This is a genomic window from Sulfurovum sp. AR, assembly GCF_000296775.1.
Classification (GTDB): Bacteria; Campylobacterota; Campylobacteria; order Campylobacterales; family Sulfurovaceae; genus Sulfurovum; species Sulfurovum xiamenensis.
In genome coordinates this window covers 155,303-174,728 of the sequence record NZ_AJLE01000010.1, presented here as the reverse complement: position 1 = coordinate 174,728, position 19,426 = coordinate 155,303, and the positions used below count along the sequence as shown (strand labels likewise).

Sequence of the window (19,426 nt, the reverse complement as noted above, 5' to 3'; positions counted from 1 at the left end):
TATATTGTATCCATAAATCAATTAGTTATATCAGTGTTTGTGCTTAAAAAATAACCAATTGTCGATCTCGCCCTTCAAAAGTAGCAGCTTTTGTATATCCGACTTCTTTTACAAGTGTTGTTGCCAGATCATAACCGAACCCTACTTGCTCAACTGAATGGGCATCTGAAGAGAAAGTAATAGGGATATCATGTGCATACGCTTCTTCGAGTAATTCTCTTGAAGGGTAAAGTTCACCTATAGGTTTGCGAAGACCTGCAGTATTCACTTCTAACACCATGTTTGATCTCTTGATCGCATGAAGGGCATCTTTTGCCAAGAGTCTGACATCTTTTTTTGGAAGGAATTTAAAGACCTTGATAAGATCAAGGTGCCCTACGATGTCAAACTTCCCGGATCTTGCCATGGCTTCCGTGGCTTCAAAATAGGCCTGCCATATCTCATCTATATCTTTGTTTTTCCATCCTGCGATGAATTCGGGGTTGTCAAAACTCCACTTATCTATGAAGTGTACAGAGCCTATCAGATAGTCTACTTTTGCATGTAAAACACGATCGTCCATGTGTCCTGGAAGGTAATCCACTTCATAACCGAATAGTATCTTGATATCATCTTTATAGCGCTCTTTGGCACTTAAGATGTCATCTGTATATGCTTGCATCTCTTCAAAAGCGAGACGATAGTGGGGATCAAAATCCATAGGTGCATGTTCAGAAAACCCATAAATATCTATGCCCAATTCAATAGCTTTTTGGATGTATTCATCCACTGTACCTTCAGCATGGTTACAACGTGTTGTGTGATTATGTATATCTATTCTCATAGGCGGATTTTAGCATAAAAACTGTTTTTTACCACTAATAGGGTAGAATAAGAGACATATTTTCATGGTATTCGTCATTTTTCTATACAACCGGAGAATGGCGGGGATTGTATTTCAGGAATAAAATGACAGATCAAAATAAAGTAGAACTTTTAGCACCAGCAGGTAACCTAGAGAAGATGAAGATCGCTCTGAACTATGGGGCAGATGCTGTATATGGGGGTACCAGTACCTTTTCACTGCGTATCCGTTCAGGCAAAGAGTTCGACATGGAATCTTACGCAGAGGGGATAGCCTATGCCCATGCCCGTGGCAAAAAAGTCTACTCTACGGTGAACTCGTTTCCTTTTAATTCACAAATGAAGCTCTATGAAAATCACATTGCCAAGATCGCTGAGCTGAAACCTGATGCACTGATCGTCTCTAGCCCTGGTGTGGTAAAGATAGCAAATCGGATTGCACCGGACATTCCTATTCATCTCTCTACACAGGCCAATGTGATGAATGCCATGGATGCTGAGGTCTATTATGACCTTGGGGTGAAGCGTATCATTGTCGCACGTGAAATCAGTCTGAAAGACTGTGAAGCCATTAAACATCATCTGCCTGACCTGGAGTTAGAGATATTTGTGCATGGTTCGATGTGTTTTGCCTACTCGGGACGCTGTCTCATCTCTTCACTGCAGACAGGGCGTGTGCCAAACCGTGGATCTTGTGCCAATGACTGCCGTTTCCCTTATGAAGTGTATGCACATAATCCGGAATCGGGAACGACATTCAGGCTGGATGAAGAAGAGGGGATCGGTACCTATATTATGAATGCCAAAGATATGAATATGGCATCACATATCGATGAGATACTCAAGTCAGGTGTCATTGACTCACTGAAGATAGAAGGACGTACGAAATCTCCTTACTACGCGGCTGTGGTCACCAAAGCCTATCGTCATGCGATCGATGATTTTTATGCCAATGACTTTGATGCGGCACGCTATCAAGCGGAACTCAATACTACACAGAATCGCGGGTTTACAGATGCTTATCTGCTTTCACGACCTTTTGATAGAACGGAGACAGAATCGAACGAGTTTTCGATACAGTACGGTACCCATCAGGTAGCAGGACTTGTCTTGGAAGATGGATTGACATGGAAGTGTAAAGATAAAACGTGTGTAGGTGACAGTGTAGAGATCGTCCTGCCTTTGGATGCGACTGTTGAGATGGTAGACAATGATATAGGCAAGATAGAAGAGATCGACGGAAAGTATTGGCTGACATTCAAAAAAATGCTCTCTGAATCAGGCAAGGAGTTTGAGTGTATTCACTCGGGTGATTTGAACAATATTCTTTTACCTACTAAATTGCCTGGGTATACTATATTAAGACGTGAGATCGCGGAAGCATTGGAGAACAAGGGCTTAACGGAGAGCTCAACACCTATGAAGCAGGAACAAGCAGTCAAACCAACAAGTAAGGATATAAAATGAAATTTGTATCGATCGTAATGGAAAGTAAAAGTGACTACAGTGTGATGTCTGAGTGTTCTGAGACACTGAAAAAATTTGGTGTACCGTATGAGCTTATCATCTCTTCAGCACACAGAAGCCTTGAGAGAACTATGCAATATGTCAAAGAATCAGAAGCCAAAGGTGCGCAGGTCTACATAGCAGCTTCAGGTATGGCAGCACACCTTGCAGGTGCATTGGCAGCAGCTACAAGTAAGCCGGTACTTGGTGTACCTATGGAAAGTGGGGCTCTGAAAGGCGAGGATGCACTCCTTTCGACAGTGATGATGACAGCAGGAATGCCGGTAGGTACACTTGCCATAGGTAAATCAGGTGCGGTCAATGCTGCGTATCTGGCTATACAGATCATGGCCCTGCAAGATGATGAACTTAGAGTGAAACTCCAAGAAGACCGCATCAGCAAAGCAAAAAAAGTAGAACTTGATTCTTCAGAGATTGAAACGATACTGTAAAATTAAAACTAGGTAGAAATATAGATGAACAACAACGCCATTACATTTAGCGAACTCCTCCTCAAATTACAACAATTCTGGGCAGATCAGGGGTGTAATATTGTACAGCCCTATGACATTCCTTCAGGTGCAGGGACATTCCACCCTGCTACACTGCTGAGAAGTCTGGACTCGCAGCCTTGGTCGGCTGCGTATGTGGCCCCTTCACGCCGTCCGACAGATGGACGTTACGGGGAAAATCCAAACCGTCTTGGTGCCTATTATCAGTTTCAAGCACTGATCAAGCCCAGCCCTGACAATATTCAAGAGCTTTATCTGAAGTCTTTGGAGTACCTGGGGTTGAATCTGAAAGAGCATGATATCCGCTTTGTAGAAGACAACTGGGAGTCTCCGACCTTAGGGGCTTGGGGTCTTGGTTGGGAAGTATGGCTTGATGGTATGGAAGTCACACAGTTTACCTACTTTCAACAGGTTGGGGGTATCGCTTGTGACCCTGTAGCGGTAGAGATCACCTATGGGACAGAGAGACTTGCTATGTATCTGCAAGGGGTGGACTCTGTGTATGATCTGGTGTGGAACCGTATGGGAGAGAGTGTCACCACGTATGGTGATGTCCATAAAGAGACAGAGTATGAGTTTTCCAAGTACCACTTTGAAGTCGCCAATGTAGAGAAGCTGTTCCAACATTTTGAAGATGCCTCCAATGAGTGTGAAGTATGCCTTGAGGCAGGTTTGCCTTTGCCAGCCTATGATCAATGTATGATCGCTTCACATGCTTTTAATGTCCTCGATGCAAGAAAAGCGATCTCCCAGGCACAGAGACAGAACTATATTTTAAAAGTAAGAGAACTCTCCATAGGGTGTGCAAAGCTTTATAAAGCGCAAGAGCAAGAACGTAATGCACGTATGAGAGGCTAAGCAGTGATCGAAAAACTGGTAACTTCAAGTTTAAAAATGGGAGTCATTGCCGGCGGACAGCTTGGCAAGATGCTGATTCAAGAGGCTAGCAAATGGGATATTTCCACCTATGTACTTGACCCGGATGAAGGATGTTCCGCACGTAATGTAGCTTCAGTCTATGTGAAAGGTGACTTTAACGATTTTGACACCGTCTATGAATTCGGAAAGCGTGTAGATATCCTGACTTTTGAACTTGAAAATGTCAATATTGAAGCACTGCAAAAGCTTAAATCTGAAGGACTGAAGATCGTTCCGGATCCTGATATCTTGGCACTTATTCAAGATAAAGGGCTCCAAAAAGAGTTCTATGCAAAGCATGCACTGCCAACCTCTTCTTTTATCTGTTGTGAAAATGAAGAGGAGATAACTGAAGCTCTACAAACAGGAAAACTTGCCTATCCTTTTGTGCAAAAGTTACGGAAAGGCGGATATGACGGACGCGGTGTATCACTCATCCATAGTAGTGAAAAAACACTTTTAGATGGTACTTCAGTGATAGAGCAAAAAGTGGATATCGATAAAGAAATTGCTGTGATCGCTGCAAGAAACAGTGCAGGAGAGGTACGTTGTTTTCCTGCTGTAGAGATGACGTTCAACGATGAGACAAACCTGGTTGAAGAGATCTTTTGTCCTGCAAATATTACGCAAGAAGAGGCACAAACAGCAGAGGCGTTAGCCATAGATATTATTGAAAAGCTGGATATGGTCGGATTGTTGGCGATCGAGTTTTTTATAGACAAACAAGGCCAGATACTCATTAATGAAGTGGCGCCACGACCACACAACAGTGGACACCATACGATAGACAGTGTGGTAACCTCCCAACTAGAACAGCTACTCCGTGCGATACTTGATCTGCCTTTGGGAAGTACAAAACTGACCAGTGCATCCGTGATGCTGAATCTTTTGGGGGAAGCAGGGTATGAAGGTCCGGTCTATTATGAAGGTTTTAGTGAGTGTTTAGCGATAGATGGGGTCAAGATCCATCTTTATGGTAAGAAAAGTACAAGACCTTCTAGGAAGATGGGGCATGTCACTGTCTTATCGGACAGTGTTGAAAATGCATTCAAAAAAGCAGATCAAGTAAAAAATATACTAAAGGTGAAATCATGGGAAAAGTAGTGGTGAGTATCGTTATGGGATCAGATTCTGATCTTCCTATTATGCAAGAGGCTGCCAATATGTTAGAGCAGTTTAATGTCGGATATGAGCTGGACATCGTTTCGGCACATAGAACACCGGAAAAACTTTTTGAGTTTTCTGCCAATGCACATAAGCGTGGGATACAAGTCATCATTGCCGGAGCAGGGGGTGCTGCACACCTGCCGGGTATGATAGCTTCTATGTCGCCGTTACCGGTCATCGGTGTACCTGTAAAATCAAGCAACTCCATTGACGGATGGGATTCCGTGCTTTCCATACTGCAGATGCCTGGAGGAGTACCCGTGGCTACTGTGGCACTCAATGGTGCCAAGAATGCGGGTATCCTGGCTGCGCAGATCGTCTCAACGGCCTGTGAAGAGACCAGAGAAGAGATCATCGCCTATAAACAAGGTCTTGCAGAGCAAGTGATGGAGAAGTCAAAAAGAGTACAATCCCAGAGAGTTTAGTATGAAACTGCAAGAGATATATAACCATCTAGATAGGATCAGTCCCTTTGAACTTCAGGAAAAGTGGGATAACTCCGGACTGATCGTTGGTGATATGTCCAGAGAAGTATCTCAGATAGTGGTGGCACTGGACATCGATGAAGAGATGATAGAAAGTGCAGAGGTCGATACACTTTTTGTGGTACATCATCCGCTGATCTTTGGTAAAATGACACAGCTTGATTTTGCCAAGTACCCTTCGAACCTTATTGAAAAGATGATACTGAAGAGGCACTCTCTTATAGCTTTACATACCAATTTTGATCAGACACATTTGAACAGATATGTGTTTGAACAGATCTTAGGGTTTCAAGTCGCGTCACAAGATCCATTTGTTTGTGTGGCAAAAGGTGAGTGGCACTATAAAGAACTCTTAACTCTTTTAAAAGAGAAACTGAACCTTCCTACACTCAAAGTCATAGGGAAAAAAGAGAAGATAAGCTCTATCGCTTTGACCACAGGGGCAGGGGCTTCACTTATGGATGAGGTTGAAGCTGACTGTTTTTTGACTGGAGATATAAAATATCATGATGCGATGAAAGCCATGAGTGAAGATTTGATGATGGTAGACATCGGACACTATGAGAGTGAAAAGTTTTTTGCAGAGATCATTTTGGATGAGTTGAAAGTTTTACCTCTTTTAGCTATAATTTCAAATTCAAAAAACCCATTTCATATTGAAACAATATAAAGTATGGGACAAACCTCTCAAAATAATCATTGAGAACCGTTAAACGCCAAAAGGACAGAGATTGAACAAACATCTAAAAGAGCTCATCGAGCTTTCAAAAATTGACAAGGCTATAGACAGTTATACTCCGCAGCTTGAAGCAGCAAATAAAAAAGTTGCAAAAGTAGAAAAGAAGATCAATGCTGCACAGGAAGAACTTGATACACTCAATGCAAGTATCGTTGAAAATGATGCAAAAGTAAAAACATTTGAAGAGCAGCTTACCATGCTGAATGAACAATTGGCTTCAAATGCTAAAAAATCTAAAGATATCACTACAGAAAAAGAGATGAAAGCACTCTCTTTGGAAGAAGATATCGCCAAAGAGAAGATGACTTTTGCCAATGAAGAGATCGAAAGACTCCAGAAGATCAATGAAACGACAGCATTGCTTGTAGAAGAAGCGAAGGCAAAAGTAGAAGCATTGGCTGCAGAAGCAGAAGCGGTCAATGAAGTGGTGTCTGTAGAAAAAGCAGAGATCGAAAAAAACAAGGGTGAACTTTTTGTTGAGAGAGAAAAACTCAGTAGAGATCTTGAACAGAAAGTACTTGCATTTTATGAGAAGATCCGTATTTGGGCAGGGAACACCGCAGTGGTTCCTGTGAAGAAACAGGCATGTTACGGATGTTATATGAAGCTCAATGACAAAACGTATTCAGAAGTGATCAAAGCAGAGGAGATCTGTAATTGTCCACACTGTGGTAGAATTCTCTATATAGAGAGTGTTACGGAAGAAGCATAAGCGATGTACTATGGAGAAACTTTTCTTTTTTCTCTATAGTGTTCTCTCTTTTTTCCTCTATCTACTTGCCCTTCCTCTTTTAGCATTATTCTCTTTTAAAACCAAGTATAAAGATTCGCTGCCCGCAAGATTTTTCTTACGGAACAACAAGCCTTTAAAACCTGACGGTATCTGGTTTCACTCTTGCAGTTTCGGAGAAGCAAAAGCCATCAGATCTTTAGTGGAGAGTCTACCTCAAGAGAGTCTGCGTATGAGTACAACCACGCATACGGGCTTTAAAGTGATAGAGGAGTATACGAAAGAGAGCAGATATCTGCCTTTTGAACCTCTGCTTTTTCGCTGGCTGAAACCGCAAAAGGCATTAGTAGTGATGGAAGCGGAGTTTTGGTATCTTCTTTTTACACTGGCGCAGCGTAGAGGGGCTAAAACCTTACTGATCAATGCACGTATGAGTGACAGGTCTTTCCCCAGGTACAAAAAGATAGGGTGGCTCTACAGAGAGATCTTTAAGCACATCGATGAAGTGTACGCACAAACAGCCAAAGATAAAGAGCGTTTGGAGTCTCTAGGCGCAAAGAATGTAGTGGTTACGGGTAATATTAAGCTGGCACATTTGCCTGTTGTCACCAAAGAGATCAAAAAACCTTCCAGTCTGGTTGTCTGTGGGGCGAGTACACATGAGGGGGAAGAGGCACTGATCATGGATGCCTTTGTCACATTGAAAAAGGAACATCCCGAAGCCGTTATGCTTTTGGTACCGCGCCATCCGGAACGTTTTGACAAAGTGGCTAAAATGATGGAAGCGTATGCTGACAGGTATCAGTTCACGGCACAGCGTTATTCCCAAAATGAAGTGCTGGGCTCTGATATGATCTTAGTCGATGTTCTGGGAGAACTGGTTAATCTGTATGCTGTCAGTGACATTGTGATACTTGGCGGGGCATTTGAACCTATAGGCGGGCATAATGCGGCAGAGGCAGCACAGTTTGGTTGTAAGATCATCTCAGGAGAACACTACTTCAACCAAAAAGATATTTTTGATGCCATTGAGGGTATCGCAGTTGTAGAGGCATCCAATCTTTCAAGAAGATTGCTGCAGCATGGATTGCTTAAACCCACCAAGATAAAAAGCAAGAGTGACATCACACGTATCACTGAGAGCTTAGAGCGTGTTTTATAATATAGAAGATGACACCGTCAGTTTACGGATCAAGGCACAACCCAATGCCAGTAAGAACGAATTTTGTGAAGTGTACGATAATGATGCCATCAAGATACGGATCAAAGCACCAGCAGTAGAAGGTGCAGCAAACAAAGAGTTAGTAAAATTTCTTGCAAAAAGTTTTAAAGTTTCAAAAAGTGATATACTTTTTAAAACAGGGCAACATAGCAAGATCAAAATAGTGGCATTCCCACTGAATGATAAATTTAAAGATTGGATAGAAGAAAATGGCTACAGATAAAGCATATAAAGTCCTTGCAATGGCAAAGGGTATTTCAAACAACAAAGCAAAAGAACTGATAGACAGAGGACTGGTCTATGTGGAAGATAAAAAAGTAAAGATCGCCAGAGCGGAGATACGCACAGATACGGTCTTCCGTATAGAGTATCCTGAGGATATAGAGATACTCTACGAAGATGAAGATATCATTGCCGTGAACAAACCGGCACAGGTGGACAGCTATGAGATCCAGGATTCCATAGCAGGTGCGGAACTTCTTCACAGACTTGACAGAGATACATCGGGTGTACTGCTCTTAGGAAAGAACAGGGAATTCATAGAACGTGCCATTAAAGAGTTCAAGAACCGTAAAGTGGAAAAACATTATGTGGCATGGGTCGAGGGTGTACTGTATGAAAAGGTGGAGATAGACGAACCTATCTTTACGGTAAAAAAAGGGAAAGCCTTCTCTATGATAGACCCGGTACGCGGTAAAAAAGCACATACTGTGGTCAAACCCGAAGAGATCCAGGGTAAAAAATCCAAAGTCCATATAGAGATCACGACGGGAAGAACACACCAGATCCGTGTACATCTTGCACATATAGGACATCCTATTGTAGGGGATGAGCAGTATGGGAGCCGTACGCAATCAAAACGTATCCTTTTACACTCTGCTAAAATGAAATTACTGGACTATGAGTTCAATGCTGCAGAGCCCAAAGACATCGCGAGATATAAGTAAATCTTCGATAAAATCGCAACATTATATAGAGAAAAAAGAGAAAAAATAAGGTAAGAAATGTTTGATACTTTAACCGACAGTTTTAAAAATGCCATAGGCAAAATTCGTTTTCATGATGATGAAAAAGCACTTAAAAAAGCTACTGCTGAACTTAAGAAATCACTGTTAAAAGCAGATGTTCACCATAAAGTAGTGAAAGAGCTCATTTCGAGCGTAGAGCTTGAGACCAAGCAAAACGGTGTAGGTAAAGACAACTTCCTCAAAGCACTGCAAACTAAACTTACCGATATTTTAACGATAGAGGGTGCACCTAAAGGTTTCACTTTTGCTTCTAAACCGCCAACTGTGGTTCTGATGATAGGTCTACAAGGGTCTGGTAAAACAACGACGACGGGTAAATTGGCCTATTTCCTTAAAGAACAGAAAAAGAAAAAGGTGATGGTCATTGCAGCCGACCTTCAGAGACTTGCAGCGGTTGAACAACTCAGACAGATCACTTCACAGATCGAAGTAGAACTGGTAGCGGATGAGAATGCCACACCTGTCGAGATCGTTAAACAGGGTCTTGCAAAGGCAGAGAAAGAGCTTTATGATGTGGTGCTTATAGATACCGCGGGACGTTTGGCTATCGATGAAGAGCTGATGGATGAGCTGGCAGAGGTGAAGAAGGTAGCAGAACCAGATGAACTTTTCTATGTGGCTGATGCGATGACAGGTCAGGATGCGGTCAGAACAGCACAAACGTTTAAAGAGAAGATAGGGATCACCGGTGTGGTACTTTCCAAGTTTGATGGTGACTCTAAAGGTGGTGTTGCACTTGGGCTTACAGAGCAGGTAGGTGTTCCGCTTCGTTTCATCGGTGCAGGTGAAAAGATGCCGGATCTTGAGCAGTTCATTTCAGACAGGATCGTAAGCCGTCTGATGGGTGCAGGAGATGTGGAATCATTGGCAGAAAAAGCAGCAGCTGCCATCGACCCTAAAGAGGCAAAAAGATTCACACAGAAGATCAAAAAAGGTCAGTTCAATTTCAATGATTTCCTCGCACAAATGGAACAGATGAAAAAGCTTGGAAGCATGAAGTCCATTATGGGAATGATCCCTGGTATGGGGAATATGGCAAAACAGATAGGTGATATGGACCTGGAGAACTCTGATGAGATCAAAATGATCAAAGCAATGGTCTCTTCTATGACACCTAAAGAGAGAGAAGATCCGGATCTTCTTACCAATACGCGTAAGAGACGTTTGGCAGCAGGTGCCGGACTTGATCAGGTACAGGTGAACCGTGTACTGAAGCAGTTTAAAAATGCAGCAAAGATGGCGAAAAAGTTATCCGGGAAAGGGGGTATGAAGCAGATGCAGGACATGATGGCAAAAATGCAGGGCGGCGGTTTCCCAGGTGGCCCACGCTAAGGTATACTAGGCTTCTGTATGAATCAACTACAATGCCTACCTTTATACGTGAGCATACCATAACGTTTAATAAAATATTTATAATTTTTATGGTAGAATCGCGTTCCAAAAAGAATTTACGAAGTGTTGATGAGTGTTTTAGTCATTAAAAAACAGTTGTCAGTACTTGTAACGAGAATGCATACCTTTTCCTCGAGATAGGCATTACAACAAATGAAAAAAACAAAGGATACAAAATGACAGTGATCAGAATGACAAGAATGGGTAGAAAGAAAAAGCCATTTTACAGAATCGTAGTAACAGACAGCAGAAAAAGAAGAGACGGTGGTTGGATCGAATCAATCGGTCACTATAACCCGGTAAGTGTAAACAAAGATCTTACACTTGACGAAGAGAGATTGAACTACTGGTTAAGTGTTGGTGCACAAATGAGCCCAACAGTAAAAAGACTAGCAGGTAAAAAATAGTCTGAATGGTTAAAGATTTCCTGCTCTCATATACCAAGCTTTTGGTAAACAACCCTGAAGATATCTCTATAGAGATATCAGAGGTTGATGAGGGTTTCGATGAGATCACTATCTTTGCGAACAGTGAAGATATAGGTAAACTTATCGGTAAAGAGGGAAGAATGATCAATGCTATTAAGACAGTCATCTCCGGCTGTAAAGCAAAAGGCGGTAAAAACTATCGCGTAAATGTTAAAGCTTCAAAGTAACAATCCATGTCCAATGACAACTTTTTTATCGCTCAAATAGGGCGGACCATCGGACTTTGGGGTGACCTTAAATTTCATCTTCATACAGATTTTCCAGAACAATTTAAAGTAGGCCAGACCTATAAAAGTGATCGTGGAGAGCTTACGATTTCTGATATCAATCACAAACGCGGTACGATCCGTTTCAGAGGATACGAAAGTGTGGATTCTGCCAAAAAACTGACCAATGCAAAACTCTATACTAATGAAGCACAAACGAAAGAGAATTGTGAACTGGATGAAGGTCAATACTTTTGGTTTGATGTGATCGGATGCAGCGTCAAACAGGATGATGAAGTGTTGGGTGTGGTAGAGGATATCCAACGTATGGCTGAGACAGACTACTTTTCTGTAAAAACGGATACTGTTTTGGTGGAAGCAGGGTTATCTAAACACTTCTTACTTCCGTACATAGAACGTTACATTATTAAAGTCGATACAGAAGAGAAGATCGTCTATACGAAAGATGCCAAAGACATTTTAGAGGCGAGTTGACACGATGCATTTCTCTTTTGTCACACTTTTCCCGGAGCTTATCAAAGGGTATTTCTCTGAAAGCATCTTGAAGCGTGCGATTGAAGATGAAAAGATCTCTATCGATTTTTACAATCCGCGTGATTTCACCACAGATAAACATAAACGCGTCGATGCACCCATGATAGGTGGAGGTGCAGGGATGCTTATGACACCTCAACCCTTGATGGATACGCTTAATAAGATCAAAGAGGTATCCCCAAAAGCACATGTAGTGTTTGTCTCCCCGGTGGCAAAACCTTTTACACAAAACGATGCAAGGCGTTTAGCAAAGAAAGAGCATGTGGTACTGGTGAGCGGACGTTATGAAGGCATCGATGAACGTGTGATAGAAGTGCAGGCAGATGAACTCTTTTCCATAGGAGACTTTATCCTGACAGGCGGAGAACTGGCAAGTATGGTGGTTTGTGATGCGGTGAGTCGTAATGTTGAAGGTGTATTAGGTAACAGTGACTCTTTAAGTGTAGAGAGTTTTGAAGCATCACTTTTGGAAGCGCCTTCTTTTACGAAACCCAAGAATTATGAAAACAATGAAGTAGTTTCAGAATTCCTAAAGGGTAATCATAGTAAAATCACGGACTTAAAAAGAGGGCTTGCTTTGTGTAAAACAAAGTATTTTAGGCCAGACTTATACAAAAAAGGTATAACACATGAGAAATAAATACATTGAAAGCTTCGAGCAAGCACAAGTTGAAAACAAAAATATTCCAGAATTCAGAGCAGGTGATACAGTAAGAGTAGCTGTAAGAATTAAGGAAGGTGAAAAGACAAGAGTACAGAACTACGAAGGTCTTTGTATCGCGATCAGAGGTCAAGGAACTGGTAGAACGTTCAACGTAAGAAAAATGGGTGCGAACTCTGTGGGTGTTGAGAGAATCTTCCCAATTTACTCAGACTCTATTGAGAGTATCGAAGTACTTAGAAGAGGTAGAGTTAGAAGAGCTAAGTTGTTCTATCTTAGAGAGCTTAAAGGTAAAGCAGCAAGAATTAAAGAGCTTAGAAGAAAGTAATCTTTCTTTCTGCTTCATTGCATCTTTGCAGGGGCTGACTCAGTCACTTACTGACGTAAGCTCCTTCATCACAACCTACAAATCTACAATCAATTAAAAATAAATCCAAACTTTCTTATACAAATACAAAAATCATCTTTAATCGCTATAATATTTTAAAATTTATTGAGGGATATCCCATAATGTTATCAGCCATACAACACAAACTTATTTTACTTTTACAGCTCTTACTTGTCGTTACATATATTATCTTTGAAGAGTTGATCTGGGAGGGAATTGCAAAGCCTATCTATGAAGCGATCCACGCGCTTAAAATACTTCAGCGGATAGAAGTGAAATTGGAACATTTAAACCCTTCCATGATCCTTGTTATTTTTATACTCTTATTTGCCATAGTGGAAGCATTTGGTATTTATGCAGGAATGTTATTTGTGAGTGGACAGATGCTTTTGGGATTGGTGCTGTATATCTCCAAAATCCCTATTGCAGCATTTACCTTTTGGCTCTTTAGGATCACAGAAGATAAGCTTATGCAGTTTGGATGGTTTAAATGGGTGTATGAGTGGATCATGAAAGTGATCGACTGGATAAAGTCTAGTGAAATGCATCAGAAAACCATGGAATATTTGCTACAGATCAAGATGCGTATAAAAGCATTCAAAGAAAAATATTTTTCAGGTAAAAGCCTTTTTATAGAGAAGATAAAACAGCTTTACAAAACACTTAAAGCGTTATTGAGAAAATAGTTCGAAGATGCAAAAACGGCTTCTTTTATGGGTGATCCCCTTAACTATTGTCACTGTCATTGTATTATTAGGCATGGAGGAGAGTCGTACCTTTCTTATAGCGTTATTTTTGAGGATCGTATTATTTGTAAAGAAAAATTTTATTGCGTTGTTGGCTGCATTTTTTCTTGTAAAGGGAAAATTCATTCTGAAACTTTTTCTTAAGAAACTTGCCATACTCTCAGCTACTGGATTAGGTAAACGCTATGTGGTGGAAAAAGTGATCATGGGTAATGTCAAAACACATTTTTGGGATCATATTTCTGATGATATCAATAGGTTTGTGAGACATGCAAAAAAGAATTTTCAGAACTTTCCTTTAGTGAAAAAAATGATAACTATTTTTGCTTTTCTTGGATCTTTGGGTTTCATAGCCAAGTCCATGGGTGTAATGCTGGCACTAAAAGTCTTTTTAGCCAAAGTATGGAGCTTTTTACTGGCATTATCTTTAAAAGTTGGTACAGCCATTACCTATTTTTTTACAGATTACTTATGGGGAAGCTGGCTTGCTCCCATTGTTGAAGTCATACTATTCTCGTGGCTGCTCGCTTGGATGGAAAAGGTACCATTTTTAGCCAAGGGGGTACGCAGAGTCTATACATTTTTTATATTTTTATTTGGTTGGCTGGAGCATACTATAGAAAAGGTATTTCATATACCTATCAAAGGTTTTTTAAAATGGTTGGTGAAAAAGATACAAGAGTATATAGATCATTTTATAAGTGTAGAACAGATATCAGTCTGGTGCAAGATAAAACAAAATAGGACACTTCATCCAAATTTGCATACCAAACTTTTGGATACACGCCAAAAAAGAGTGCAAAAGAAGAAGAAAAGTTATCTTTCTGCTCGTGAGATCATTCTGCAAGGACGAAAAAAGAAAAAGAGGTAACTATTTGTGACCTTTGTCCCCTCTTCGTATCACAAGTGTATTCATCTTCTCTCCACCTATATGATAGGCTTCCCCGAAGCCAAAGGTTGCTTCTCCGTAAATGGGCTTAAGGGCATAAAGGTTAAAGTCTTTCATTCCCATCAGCATGGTGACGATAGGGGCATCGAATTTATCTTTAAAATTTTCCATAATCGTGTTAAATCTTTCATCCTCCCTGGAGACAGATGTGACATCGCACTGCAGCGAGATACGTTTTCTTGCAAAGATATTTTCACTCTTGCTCTCATCTTCGACAAAGAGTGTAGAAGCCCGGGGTGTGGACTGTATATTTTTTGCATGTGTGGCAAGGTTTGATATGAAGATATAGACCTCCTCCCCATCATAGTAAAAAGGTGCATAAGAGGAGAAAGGGTAGCCATTGCTGCCCAGTGTTCCCAGGACCACACTCTGAAATCCGGCCAATAGTTCTGTCAGGGTTTTCATACCGGGGTCAGTAACTCCTGTTTTTCATCGCCTGCTGGGCTTCACGTTTGAGTGTTTTTTCTTTCATGTCGGCACGTTTGTCATGCAGTTTTTTACCTTTGGCTATCGCGATGCTCACTTTGGCAATGTTACGTTCATTGAAATAGATCATAAGCGGTACGATGGTCAGGCCGTCTTTATGTACTTTGACATAGAGTTTTTCCAACTCTTTTTTATGTAAAAGCAGTTTTCGTGGTGCACGTGTATCCGGGGTAAAATATTTGCTTGCTGTTTCAAGGTGGGCGATGTGGGCATTCATAAGATGCAGTTCACCCTGGATGAATCGGCAAAAAGCATCTGCAAGGTTCGCACGTTTGGCACGCAGTGCTTTGACTTCAGCACCTGAGAGTACAATGCCAGCTTCAAACTTCTCAAGTATCTCATAATCGTGCCGAGCTTTTTTGTTTTGTGCGATGATGTTGATAGCCAAATCGGTCCTTTGTGTAGAGGGTTCTATCTATACTTTGTAGAATTATATCATATAATTCACTATGGATAATGTAGAAACACACCCCTTGGAAATACTCTATCAAGATGAATATTTGGTTGCGATCAATAAACCATCGGGTCTGCTTGTACACAAGTCACCCATAGACAAACATGAAACGCAGTTCGCACTGCAACTGGTGCGTGACCAGATAGGGCAGTATGTCTATCCTGTCCATCGTTTGGATAAACCGACCTCGGGGGTATTGCTTTTTGCACTGGACCCTCAAATAGCCCAGACGATGTCTCTGCTTTTTCGCGCCTCTCAGGTAGATAAAGAGTACTTGGCTGTCGTACGCGGTTTTACCGAAGAGACATCACTGATAGATTATCCGCTCAAACAAATGTTAGATACCAAAGCGCAGAAGAAACAGGGGATCACTAAAGAGACACAGGAGGCGAAAACAGCGTATGAACGTTTGGCTACAATAGAGTTGCCTTTTGCTGTAAGCCGTTACCCTGTTGCCCGTTACTCTTTGGTAAAACTTCTTCCCAAAACGGGAAGAAAACACCAGCTCCGACGCCATATGAAACATATATTTCACCCTATTATCGGAGACACCAAACATGGGAGAGGAGAGCACAATACACTTTTTCGTGAAAAATATACATGTCATAGGCTTCTGTTGCATGCATACAGGATCTCTTTTATCCATCCCATACATCAAGAAAAATTAGTCATCAATGCCTCACTGGATGATACTTGGCAGAAACTATTCAAAGCATTTGACTGGGAGAAGATTGTTTATTAGGGTCTGTATATACCCATGGATTATAAGGTGGTCGTGGGCACTTTTACTCATATGAAAATATCACCATTGTAGCTTCTTCTATGGTATAATGATATGAATATTTCATATGTGGAGCATAGAATGATTTTACCAAGAAGATGGTATTACACTGTACTATTTTTATTTTTGTTTAGTAGTGTATCTTTTATTGAAGCACAAGAGGATACAGCAATTGCAGTAGAAGAAAAGAGTACTTATGTCAATCTCAATACCGAAAAACCAGACTCTAAAATCATTATCGGAGCATTGGAGTATGTTCGACTGGTACCTCCAAACCTGGTACTCAAAGCACGTATTGACACAGGTGCAAAAACAACATCTATCGATGCACGTAACATTACACCTTTTGAACGTGATGGAAAACAGTGGGTACGGTTTGTCTGTGTGTCGGGGGAAAAAGAGTACACGATCGAGAGAAAAGTCATCAAAACAGTACAGATCAAGCGTCATGGGGCAGAGTCACAAGATCGTTATGTTGTCAAGATGCGTATTATACTTGGTGATGTATCCCAGCTCATCTCTGTGAACTTGAATGATAGAGATGAGTATAAATACCCTGTCCTTATAGGACGTAATTTCTTACGCGATTTTTTTATGGTTGATGTTGCAAAAAAATATCAATTTAAACCTATGTCTTTACCCAAATAAGAAGGAAAATACATGTCTAGAAGATTTCAAGTACTGTTGATCACTTTCACTTTGGCATTTACAGGATTTTTTATCGTCTGGTATAAGGTCGGTGTACTTGGCATACCGTTTTTACCTCATGAAAAACGTTCTGTCTATACTATAGGTGCAGAGATCTCATTTGTAGGACAAAAGAAATCAGTCTTGGTCTCTATGGCACTTCCAGAACCTCAGGAGGGGATACAGATACTCTCTGAAGATGTTGCATCCTCCGGTTTTGGTTATGCCGAGGGGGAAACAGTCAACGGAAAAAGGGCTGAATGGAGTAAGCGTAATGTGGTAGGACCGCAGATGCTTTACTACTCTCTAGAAGTTTTGATAGAACCGGGAGAACATAAGCCTAAACCGCCTATCGCCCTGTCAGAACAAGAAACCGAGACGCTCAGCGACCTTCCAAATATGTTACAGGATACTGCAAAAAACCTTTTACATGATGTACGTTCCAGATCAGCAGATACACATTCATTTACAGCACAGCTGATCAAGGATTTTAGTGCAAAAGAGCCTTCACAGGCAGTGAAGATACTGCTTGCACAAGCAGGAGAAAGTAAAATCGATCTGCTTTACCGTCTTTTAAGATACAGAAAAATATCGGTACGCAAGATCCATGGACTTTATCTGGAAAGTGCACGTCGTAATATTGCATTGACACCTATGCTGGATGTTTATGATGGAAAAGAGTGGCAACTGTATGATCTGAACAAAGGCAAAGTGGTCCGTGATAAGAACTTTTTTGTTTGGCAGCAAGGCAATAATTCTCTAATAGAGGTCACAGGAGCAAAAAAATCCAACATCAGTTTTTCATTGAATGAACGTCAGGTTCCCGTACAATACCTGCTTGACAAAAAAGAACTGGTCAAAAAGGCGGCGATCTTGGACTTTTCACTTTTTACCTTGCCTATATCTGAACAGAATACCTATAGGCATATATTATTGGTACCGTTTGGCGCGTTGGTTGTGGTATTGTTAAGGATCATGATAGGGTTGAGAACATCAGGAACCTTTATGCCTGTGTTGATCGCATTGGCCTTTATGGAGACGACACTTTCTGCCGGGCTTGTCATGTTTATTATGATCGTAGGGATGGGACTGATCATTCGTTCTTATTTAAGCAGTCTGAACCTGTTACTGGTCGCAAGGATCTCTGCAGTGATGATCGTAGTAATCCTTATTATGTCCTTTATGAGTATCTTAAGTTTTAAACTGGGGATCAAAGAAGTGCTTACGGTCACATTCTTCCCTATGATCATTTTGGCATGGACGATTGAAAGAATGTCGATATTATGGGAGGAAGAGGGTGCAAAAGAAGTCTTCATACAAGGGGGAGGTTCATTGATCGTGGCTGTGTGTGCGTATTTTGTCATGAGCGATCCTTTTGTTTCACATATGGCTTTCAATTTCCCCGAACTTCTTTTAGTTGTATTGGCTGTGATCATTATGATCGGACGTTACAGTGGCTATCGTTTGAGTGAACTCATTCGCTTTAGATCGATGGTGGAGTAATCGATGTTTGCCAATCCTTTTAAGCTTAAAAAATTGGGTATATTGGGGATGAACAAACGAAATATACATTATATCGGAGCACATAACGATCGTAAATATTACCCTTTAGTGGATAATAAACTGAAAACCAAGATCATTGCACAAAGTGCGGGTATTGCAGTACCGAAGTTGATCAAAACTATTGAACGTCAGTCCCAACTTCGATATTTGAAAGAGATATTGGAGGGAATTGACGGGTTTGTGCTTAAGCCTTCTCAGGGAAGCGGAGGAAAAGGTATTTTGGTCATCGTCAAGCGTGAAGGTGATGAATTCATCAAAGCAAACGGACAGAGATTGGAACTAAGGGATATTCAACGGGATATCTCAAATATTCTCAGTGGTCTCTATTCACTCGGGGGGAAACCCGATGTTGCTATGCTTGAAACACTCGTAGAGTTTGACCCTATTTTTGATCGCTACAGTTATGAGGGGGTGCCGGATATCAGGGTGATCACCTATAGGGGATACCCTGCTATGGCAATGTTGCGGTGTTCAACCAGGGAGAGTGACGGTAAGGCCAACCTACATCAAGGTGCAGTGGGTGTAGGACTTAATATCGCAACAGGCAAGGCACTCTATGCTGTACAGCATGGCTCTCCGGTTACACACCATCCTGATACAGGGTACGATTTCTCTGAGCTTGAAATACCGCATTGGGAAAAGATACTGACCTTGGCAGCATCGTGTTATGAAGTGACCCATTTGGGATACCTGGGTGTAGATATCGTACTGGACAAAAATTTAGGCCCTTTGATCTTGGAGCTTAATGCCCGTCCCGGATTGGCCATACAAATTGCCAATAGAATGGGTGCAGTAAAACGCTATGATGTCATTGACACGCAACAAGCCAATTTGGATGTGGCACAGAGAGTAAAGTTCTCTATGGAGCATTTTGGTATGAAAACAGGTGAAGATTCAATGATGATGAAAGAAATGTAAAG

Annotated in this window: 25 protein-coding genes; 22 read left to right on the top strand and 3 right to left on the bottom strand. The window is 41.3% G+C overall.

Annotation, left to right across the window (positions count from 1 at the left end; genetic code table 11):
• Window positions 1-43: 43 nt before the first annotated feature.
• Entirely contained in the window at window positions 44-823 is a 780-nt protein-coding gene (locus tag SULAR_RS09660; RefSeq protein ID WP_008245512.1) for a histidinol-phosphatase, read from the bottom strand.
• A gap of 125 nt (window positions 824-948) precedes the next feature.
• Here SULAR_RS09660 and SULAR_RS09655 point away from each other — a divergent pair, with 125 nt between their 5' ends.
• The 18 genes from SULAR_RS09655 (at window position 949) to SULAR_RS09570 (ending at window position 14,457) form a co-directional block, all read left to right on the top strand.
• Window positions 949-2,310, top strand: coding sequence for a peptidase U32 family protein (locus SULAR_RS09655; RefSeq protein WP_008245510.1), 1,362 nt, complete (start codon window positions 949-951; stop codon window positions 2,308-2,310).
• Window positions 2,307-2,801 carry a 5-(carboxyamino)imidazole ribonucleotide mutase gene (purE, locus tag SULAR_RS09650; protein ID WP_008245508.1) on the top strand — a complete coding sequence of 165 codons (495 nt, stop codon included), beginning with the start codon at window positions 2,307-2,309 and terminating at the stop codon, window positions 2,799-2,801. The genes SULAR_RS09655 and purE (SULAR_RS09650) overlap by 4 nt, the downstream gene beginning before the upstream one ends.
• 24 nt (window positions 2,802-2,825) lie before the next feature.
• Complete coding sequence (gene glyQ, locus SULAR_RS09645) at window positions 2,826-3,719, top strand: glycine--tRNA ligase subunit alpha (RefSeq protein WP_008245506.1); 894 nt, start codon at window positions 2,826-2,828, stop codon at window positions 3,717-3,719.
• Between the two features lie 3 nt (window positions 3,720-3,722).
• Window positions 3,723-4,883, top strand: coding sequence for a 5-(carboxyamino)imidazole ribonucleotide synthase (locus SULAR_RS09640; protein ID WP_008245504.1), 1,161 nt, complete (start codon window positions 3,723-3,725; stop codon window positions 4,881-4,883).
• Window positions 4,871-5,371: a 5-(carboxyamino)imidazole ribonucleotide mutase gene (purE, locus tag SULAR_RS09635; protein WP_008245503.1), complete on the top strand. Its 501-nt coding sequence runs from the start codon at window positions 4,871-4,873 to the stop codon at window positions 5,369-5,371. Before SULAR_RS09640 ends, purE (SULAR_RS09635) begins: the two co-directional genes overlap by 13 nt.
• 1 nt (window position 5,372) lies before the next feature.
• Window positions 5,373-6,101, top strand: coding sequence for a Nif3-like dinuclear metal center hexameric protein (locus SULAR_RS09630; protein ID WP_008245502.1), 729 nt, complete (start codon window positions 5,373-5,375; stop codon window positions 6,099-6,101).
• Window positions 6,102-6,162: 61 nt separating this feature from the next.
• The gene (locus SULAR_RS09625; protein ID WP_008245494.1) at window positions 6,163-6,882 is read left to right on the top strand and encodes a zinc ribbon domain-containing protein; all 720 of its coding nucleotides are present in this window, start codon (window positions 6,163-6,165) and stop codon (window positions 6,880-6,882) included.
• A 10-nt stretch (window positions 6,883-6,892) separates the two neighbouring features.
• Window positions 6,893-8,062, top strand: coding sequence for a lipid IV(A) 3-deoxy-D-manno-octulosonic acid transferase (gene waaA / locus SULAR_RS09620; protein WP_008245493.1), 1,170 nt, complete (start codon window positions 6,893-6,895; stop codon window positions 8,060-8,062).
• On the top strand, window positions 8,052-8,345 hold the full coding sequence (locus tag SULAR_RS09615; protein ID WP_008245492.1) for a DUF167 domain-containing protein: 294 nt from the start codon (window positions 8,052-8,054) through the stop codon (window positions 8,343-8,345). Before waaA ends, SULAR_RS09615 begins: the two co-directional genes overlap by 11 nt.
• Window positions 8,332-9,069 (top strand): RluA family pseudouridine synthase, encoded by a 738-nt coding sequence (locus SULAR_RS09610; RefSeq protein WP_008245491.1) that lies wholly within the window; start codon window positions 8,332-8,334, stop codon window positions 9,067-9,069. Before SULAR_RS09615 ends, SULAR_RS09610 begins: the two co-directional genes overlap by 14 nt.
• Window positions 9,070-9,126: 57 nt before the next feature.
• Entirely contained in the window at window positions 9,127-10,482 is a 1,356-nt protein-coding gene (gene ffh / locus SULAR_RS09605) for a signal recognition particle protein (protein ID WP_008245490.1), read from the top strand.
• A gap of 236 nt (window positions 10,483-10,718) precedes the next feature.
• Window positions 10,719-10,949, top strand: coding sequence for a 30S ribosomal protein S16 (gene rpsP / locus SULAR_RS09600; RefSeq protein ID WP_008245488.1), 231 nt, complete (start codon window positions 10,719-10,721; stop codon window positions 10,947-10,949).
• Window positions 10,950-10,954: 5 nt separating this feature from the next.
• Window positions 10,955-11,197, top strand: coding sequence for a KH domain-containing protein (locus tag SULAR_RS09595; RefSeq protein ID WP_008245486.1), 243 nt, complete (start codon window positions 10,955-10,957; stop codon window positions 11,195-11,197).
• Window positions 11,198-11,203: 6 nt separating this feature from the next.
• On the top strand, window positions 11,204-11,731 hold the full coding sequence (gene rimM / locus SULAR_RS09590) for a ribosome maturation factor RimM (protein WP_008245484.1): 528 nt from the start codon (window positions 11,204-11,206) through the stop codon (window positions 11,729-11,731).
• A gap of 4 nt (window positions 11,732-11,735) precedes the next feature.
• Window positions 11,736-12,431: a tRNA (guanosine(37)-N1)-methyltransferase TrmD gene (gene trmD / locus SULAR_RS09585; RefSeq protein WP_008245483.1), complete on the top strand. Its 696-nt coding sequence runs from the start codon at window positions 11,736-11,738 to the stop codon at window positions 12,429-12,431.
• Window positions 12,421-12,780 (top strand): 50S ribosomal protein L19, encoded by a 360-nt coding sequence (gene rplS, locus SULAR_RS09580; RefSeq protein ID WP_008245481.1) that lies wholly within the window; start codon window positions 12,421-12,423, stop codon window positions 12,778-12,780. The genes trmD and rplS overlap by 11 nt, the downstream gene beginning before the upstream one ends.
• A 182-nt stretch (window positions 12,781-12,962) precedes the next feature.
• On the top strand, window positions 12,963-13,526 hold the full coding sequence (locus SULAR_RS09575; protein ID WP_008245479.1) for a hypothetical protein: 564 nt from the start codon (window positions 12,963-12,965) through the stop codon (window positions 13,524-13,526).
• Window positions 13,527-13,533: 7 nt separating this feature from the next.
• Window positions 13,534-14,457, top strand: a complete 924-nt coding sequence (locus tag SULAR_RS09570; protein ID WP_008245478.1) for a hypothetical protein — start codon at window positions 13,534-13,536, stop codon at window positions 14,455-14,457.
• Here the strand turns inward: SULAR_RS09570 and SULAR_RS09565 are convergent, their stop codons facing one another.
• Window positions 14,458-14,940, bottom strand: coding sequence for a HugZ family protein (locus tag SULAR_RS09565; RefSeq protein ID WP_008245477.1), 483 nt, complete (start codon window positions 14,938-14,940; stop codon window positions 14,458-14,460).
• Window positions 14,941-14,947: 7 nt separating this feature from the next.
• Window positions 14,948-15,409, bottom strand: coding sequence for an SsrA-binding protein SmpB (gene smpB / locus SULAR_RS09560; RefSeq protein ID WP_008245476.1), 462 nt, complete (start codon window positions 15,407-15,409; stop codon window positions 14,948-14,950).
• A 61-nt stretch (window positions 15,410-15,470) separates the two neighbouring features.
• Between smpB and truC the strand changes: the two genes are divergently transcribed.
• From truC to SULAR_RS09540, 4 genes are all read left to right on the top strand, one after another.
• Window positions 15,471-16,217, top strand: a complete 747-nt coding sequence (gene truC / locus SULAR_RS09555; RefSeq protein ID WP_008245475.1) for a tRNA pseudouridine(65) synthase TruC — start codon at window positions 15,471-15,473, stop codon at window positions 16,215-16,217.
• Window positions 16,218-16,310: 93 nt separating this feature from the next.
• Window positions 16,311-16,904, top strand: a complete 594-nt coding sequence (locus tag SULAR_RS09550; protein ID WP_081501850.1) for a RimK/LysX family protein — start codon at window positions 16,311-16,313, stop codon at window positions 16,902-16,904.
• A gap of 12 nt (window positions 16,905-16,916) precedes the next feature.
• Window positions 16,917-18,446: an inactive transglutaminase family protein gene (locus tag SULAR_RS09545; protein WP_008245471.1), complete on the top strand. Its 1,530-nt coding sequence runs from the start codon at window positions 16,917-16,919 to the stop codon at window positions 18,444-18,446.
• Between the two features lie 3 nt (window positions 18,447-18,449).
• Window positions 18,450-19,424: an alpha-L-glutamate ligase-like protein gene (locus SULAR_RS09540; RefSeq protein ID WP_008245469.1), complete on the top strand. Its 975-nt coding sequence runs from the start codon at window positions 18,450-18,452 to the stop codon at window positions 19,422-19,424.
• The last annotated feature ends 2 nt before the right edge of the window (window positions 19,425-19,426 follow it).

Bases quoted from the DNA above. Each gene is read 5' to 3' on its own strand.
- SULAR_RS09660 (WP_008245512.1), bottom strand. From the start codon at position 823: ATGAGAATAGATATACATAATCACACAACACGTTGTAACCATGCTGAA.
- SULAR_RS09655 (WP_008245510.1), top strand. From the start codon at position 949: ATGACAGATCAAAATAAAGTAGAACTTTTAGCACCAGCAGGTAACCTA.
- purE (WP_008245508.1), top strand. From the start codon at position 2,307: ATGAAATTTGTATCGATCGTAATGGAAAGTAAAAGTGACTACAGTGTG.
- glyQ (WP_008245506.1), top strand. From the start codon at position 2,826: ATGAACAACAACGCCATTACATTTAGCGAACTCCTCCTCAAATTACAA.
- purE (WP_008245503.1), top strand. From the start codon at position 4,871: ATGGGAAAAGTAGTGGTGAGTATCGTTATGGGATCAGATTCTGATCTT.
- SULAR_RS09630 (WP_008245502.1), top strand. From the start codon at position 5,373: ATGAAACTGCAAGAGATATATAACCATCTAGATAGGATCAGTCCCTTT.
- waaA (WP_008245493.1), top strand. From the start codon at position 6,893: ATGGAGAAACTTTTCTTTTTTCTCTATAGTGTTCTCTCTTTTTTCCTC.
- SULAR_RS09610 (WP_008245491.1), top strand. From the start codon at position 8,332: ATGGCTACAGATAAAGCATATAAAGTCCTTGCAATGGCAAAGGGTATT.
- ffh (WP_008245490.1), top strand. From the start codon at position 9,127: ATGTTTGATACTTTAACCGACAGTTTTAAAAATGCCATAGGCAAAATT.
- rpsP (WP_008245488.1), top strand. From the start codon at position 10,719: ATGACAGTGATCAGAATGACAAGAATGGGTAGAAAGAAAAAGCCATTT.
- SULAR_RS09595 (WP_008245486.1), top strand. From the start codon at position 10,955: ATGGTTAAAGATTTCCTGCTCTCATATACCAAGCTTTTGGTAAACAAC.
- rimM (WP_008245484.1), top strand. From the start codon at position 11,204: ATGTCCAATGACAACTTTTTTATCGCTCAAATAGGGCGGACCATCGGA.
- trmD (WP_008245483.1), top strand. From the start codon at position 11,736: ATGCATTTCTCTTTTGTCACACTTTTCCCGGAGCTTATCAAAGGGTAT.
- rplS (WP_008245481.1), top strand. From the start codon at position 12,421: ATGAGAAATAAATACATTGAAAGCTTCGAGCAAGCACAAGTTGAAAAC.
- SULAR_RS09575 (WP_008245479.1), top strand. From the start codon at position 12,963: ATGTTATCAGCCATACAACACAAACTTATTTTACTTTTACAGCTCTTA.
- SULAR_RS09570 (WP_008245478.1), top strand. From the start codon at position 13,534: ATGCAAAAACGGCTTCTTTTATGGGTGATCCCCTTAACTATTGTCACT.
- SULAR_RS09565 (WP_008245477.1), bottom strand. From the start codon at position 14,940: ATGAAAACCCTGACAGAACTATTGGCCGGATTTCAGAGTGTGGTCCTG.
- truC (WP_008245475.1), top strand. From the start codon at position 15,471: ATGGATAATGTAGAAACACACCCCTTGGAAATACTCTATCAAGATGAA.
- SULAR_RS09550 (WP_081501850.1), top strand. From the start codon at position 16,311: ATGAATATTTCATATGTGGAGCATAGAATGATTTTACCAAGAAGATGG.
- SULAR_RS09545 (WP_008245471.1), top strand. From the start codon at position 16,917: ATGTCTAGAAGATTTCAAGTACTGTTGATCACTTTCACTTTGGCATTT.
- SULAR_RS09540 (WP_008245469.1), top strand. From the start codon at position 18,450: ATGTTTGCCAATCCTTTTAAGCTTAAAAAATTGGGTATATTGGGGATG.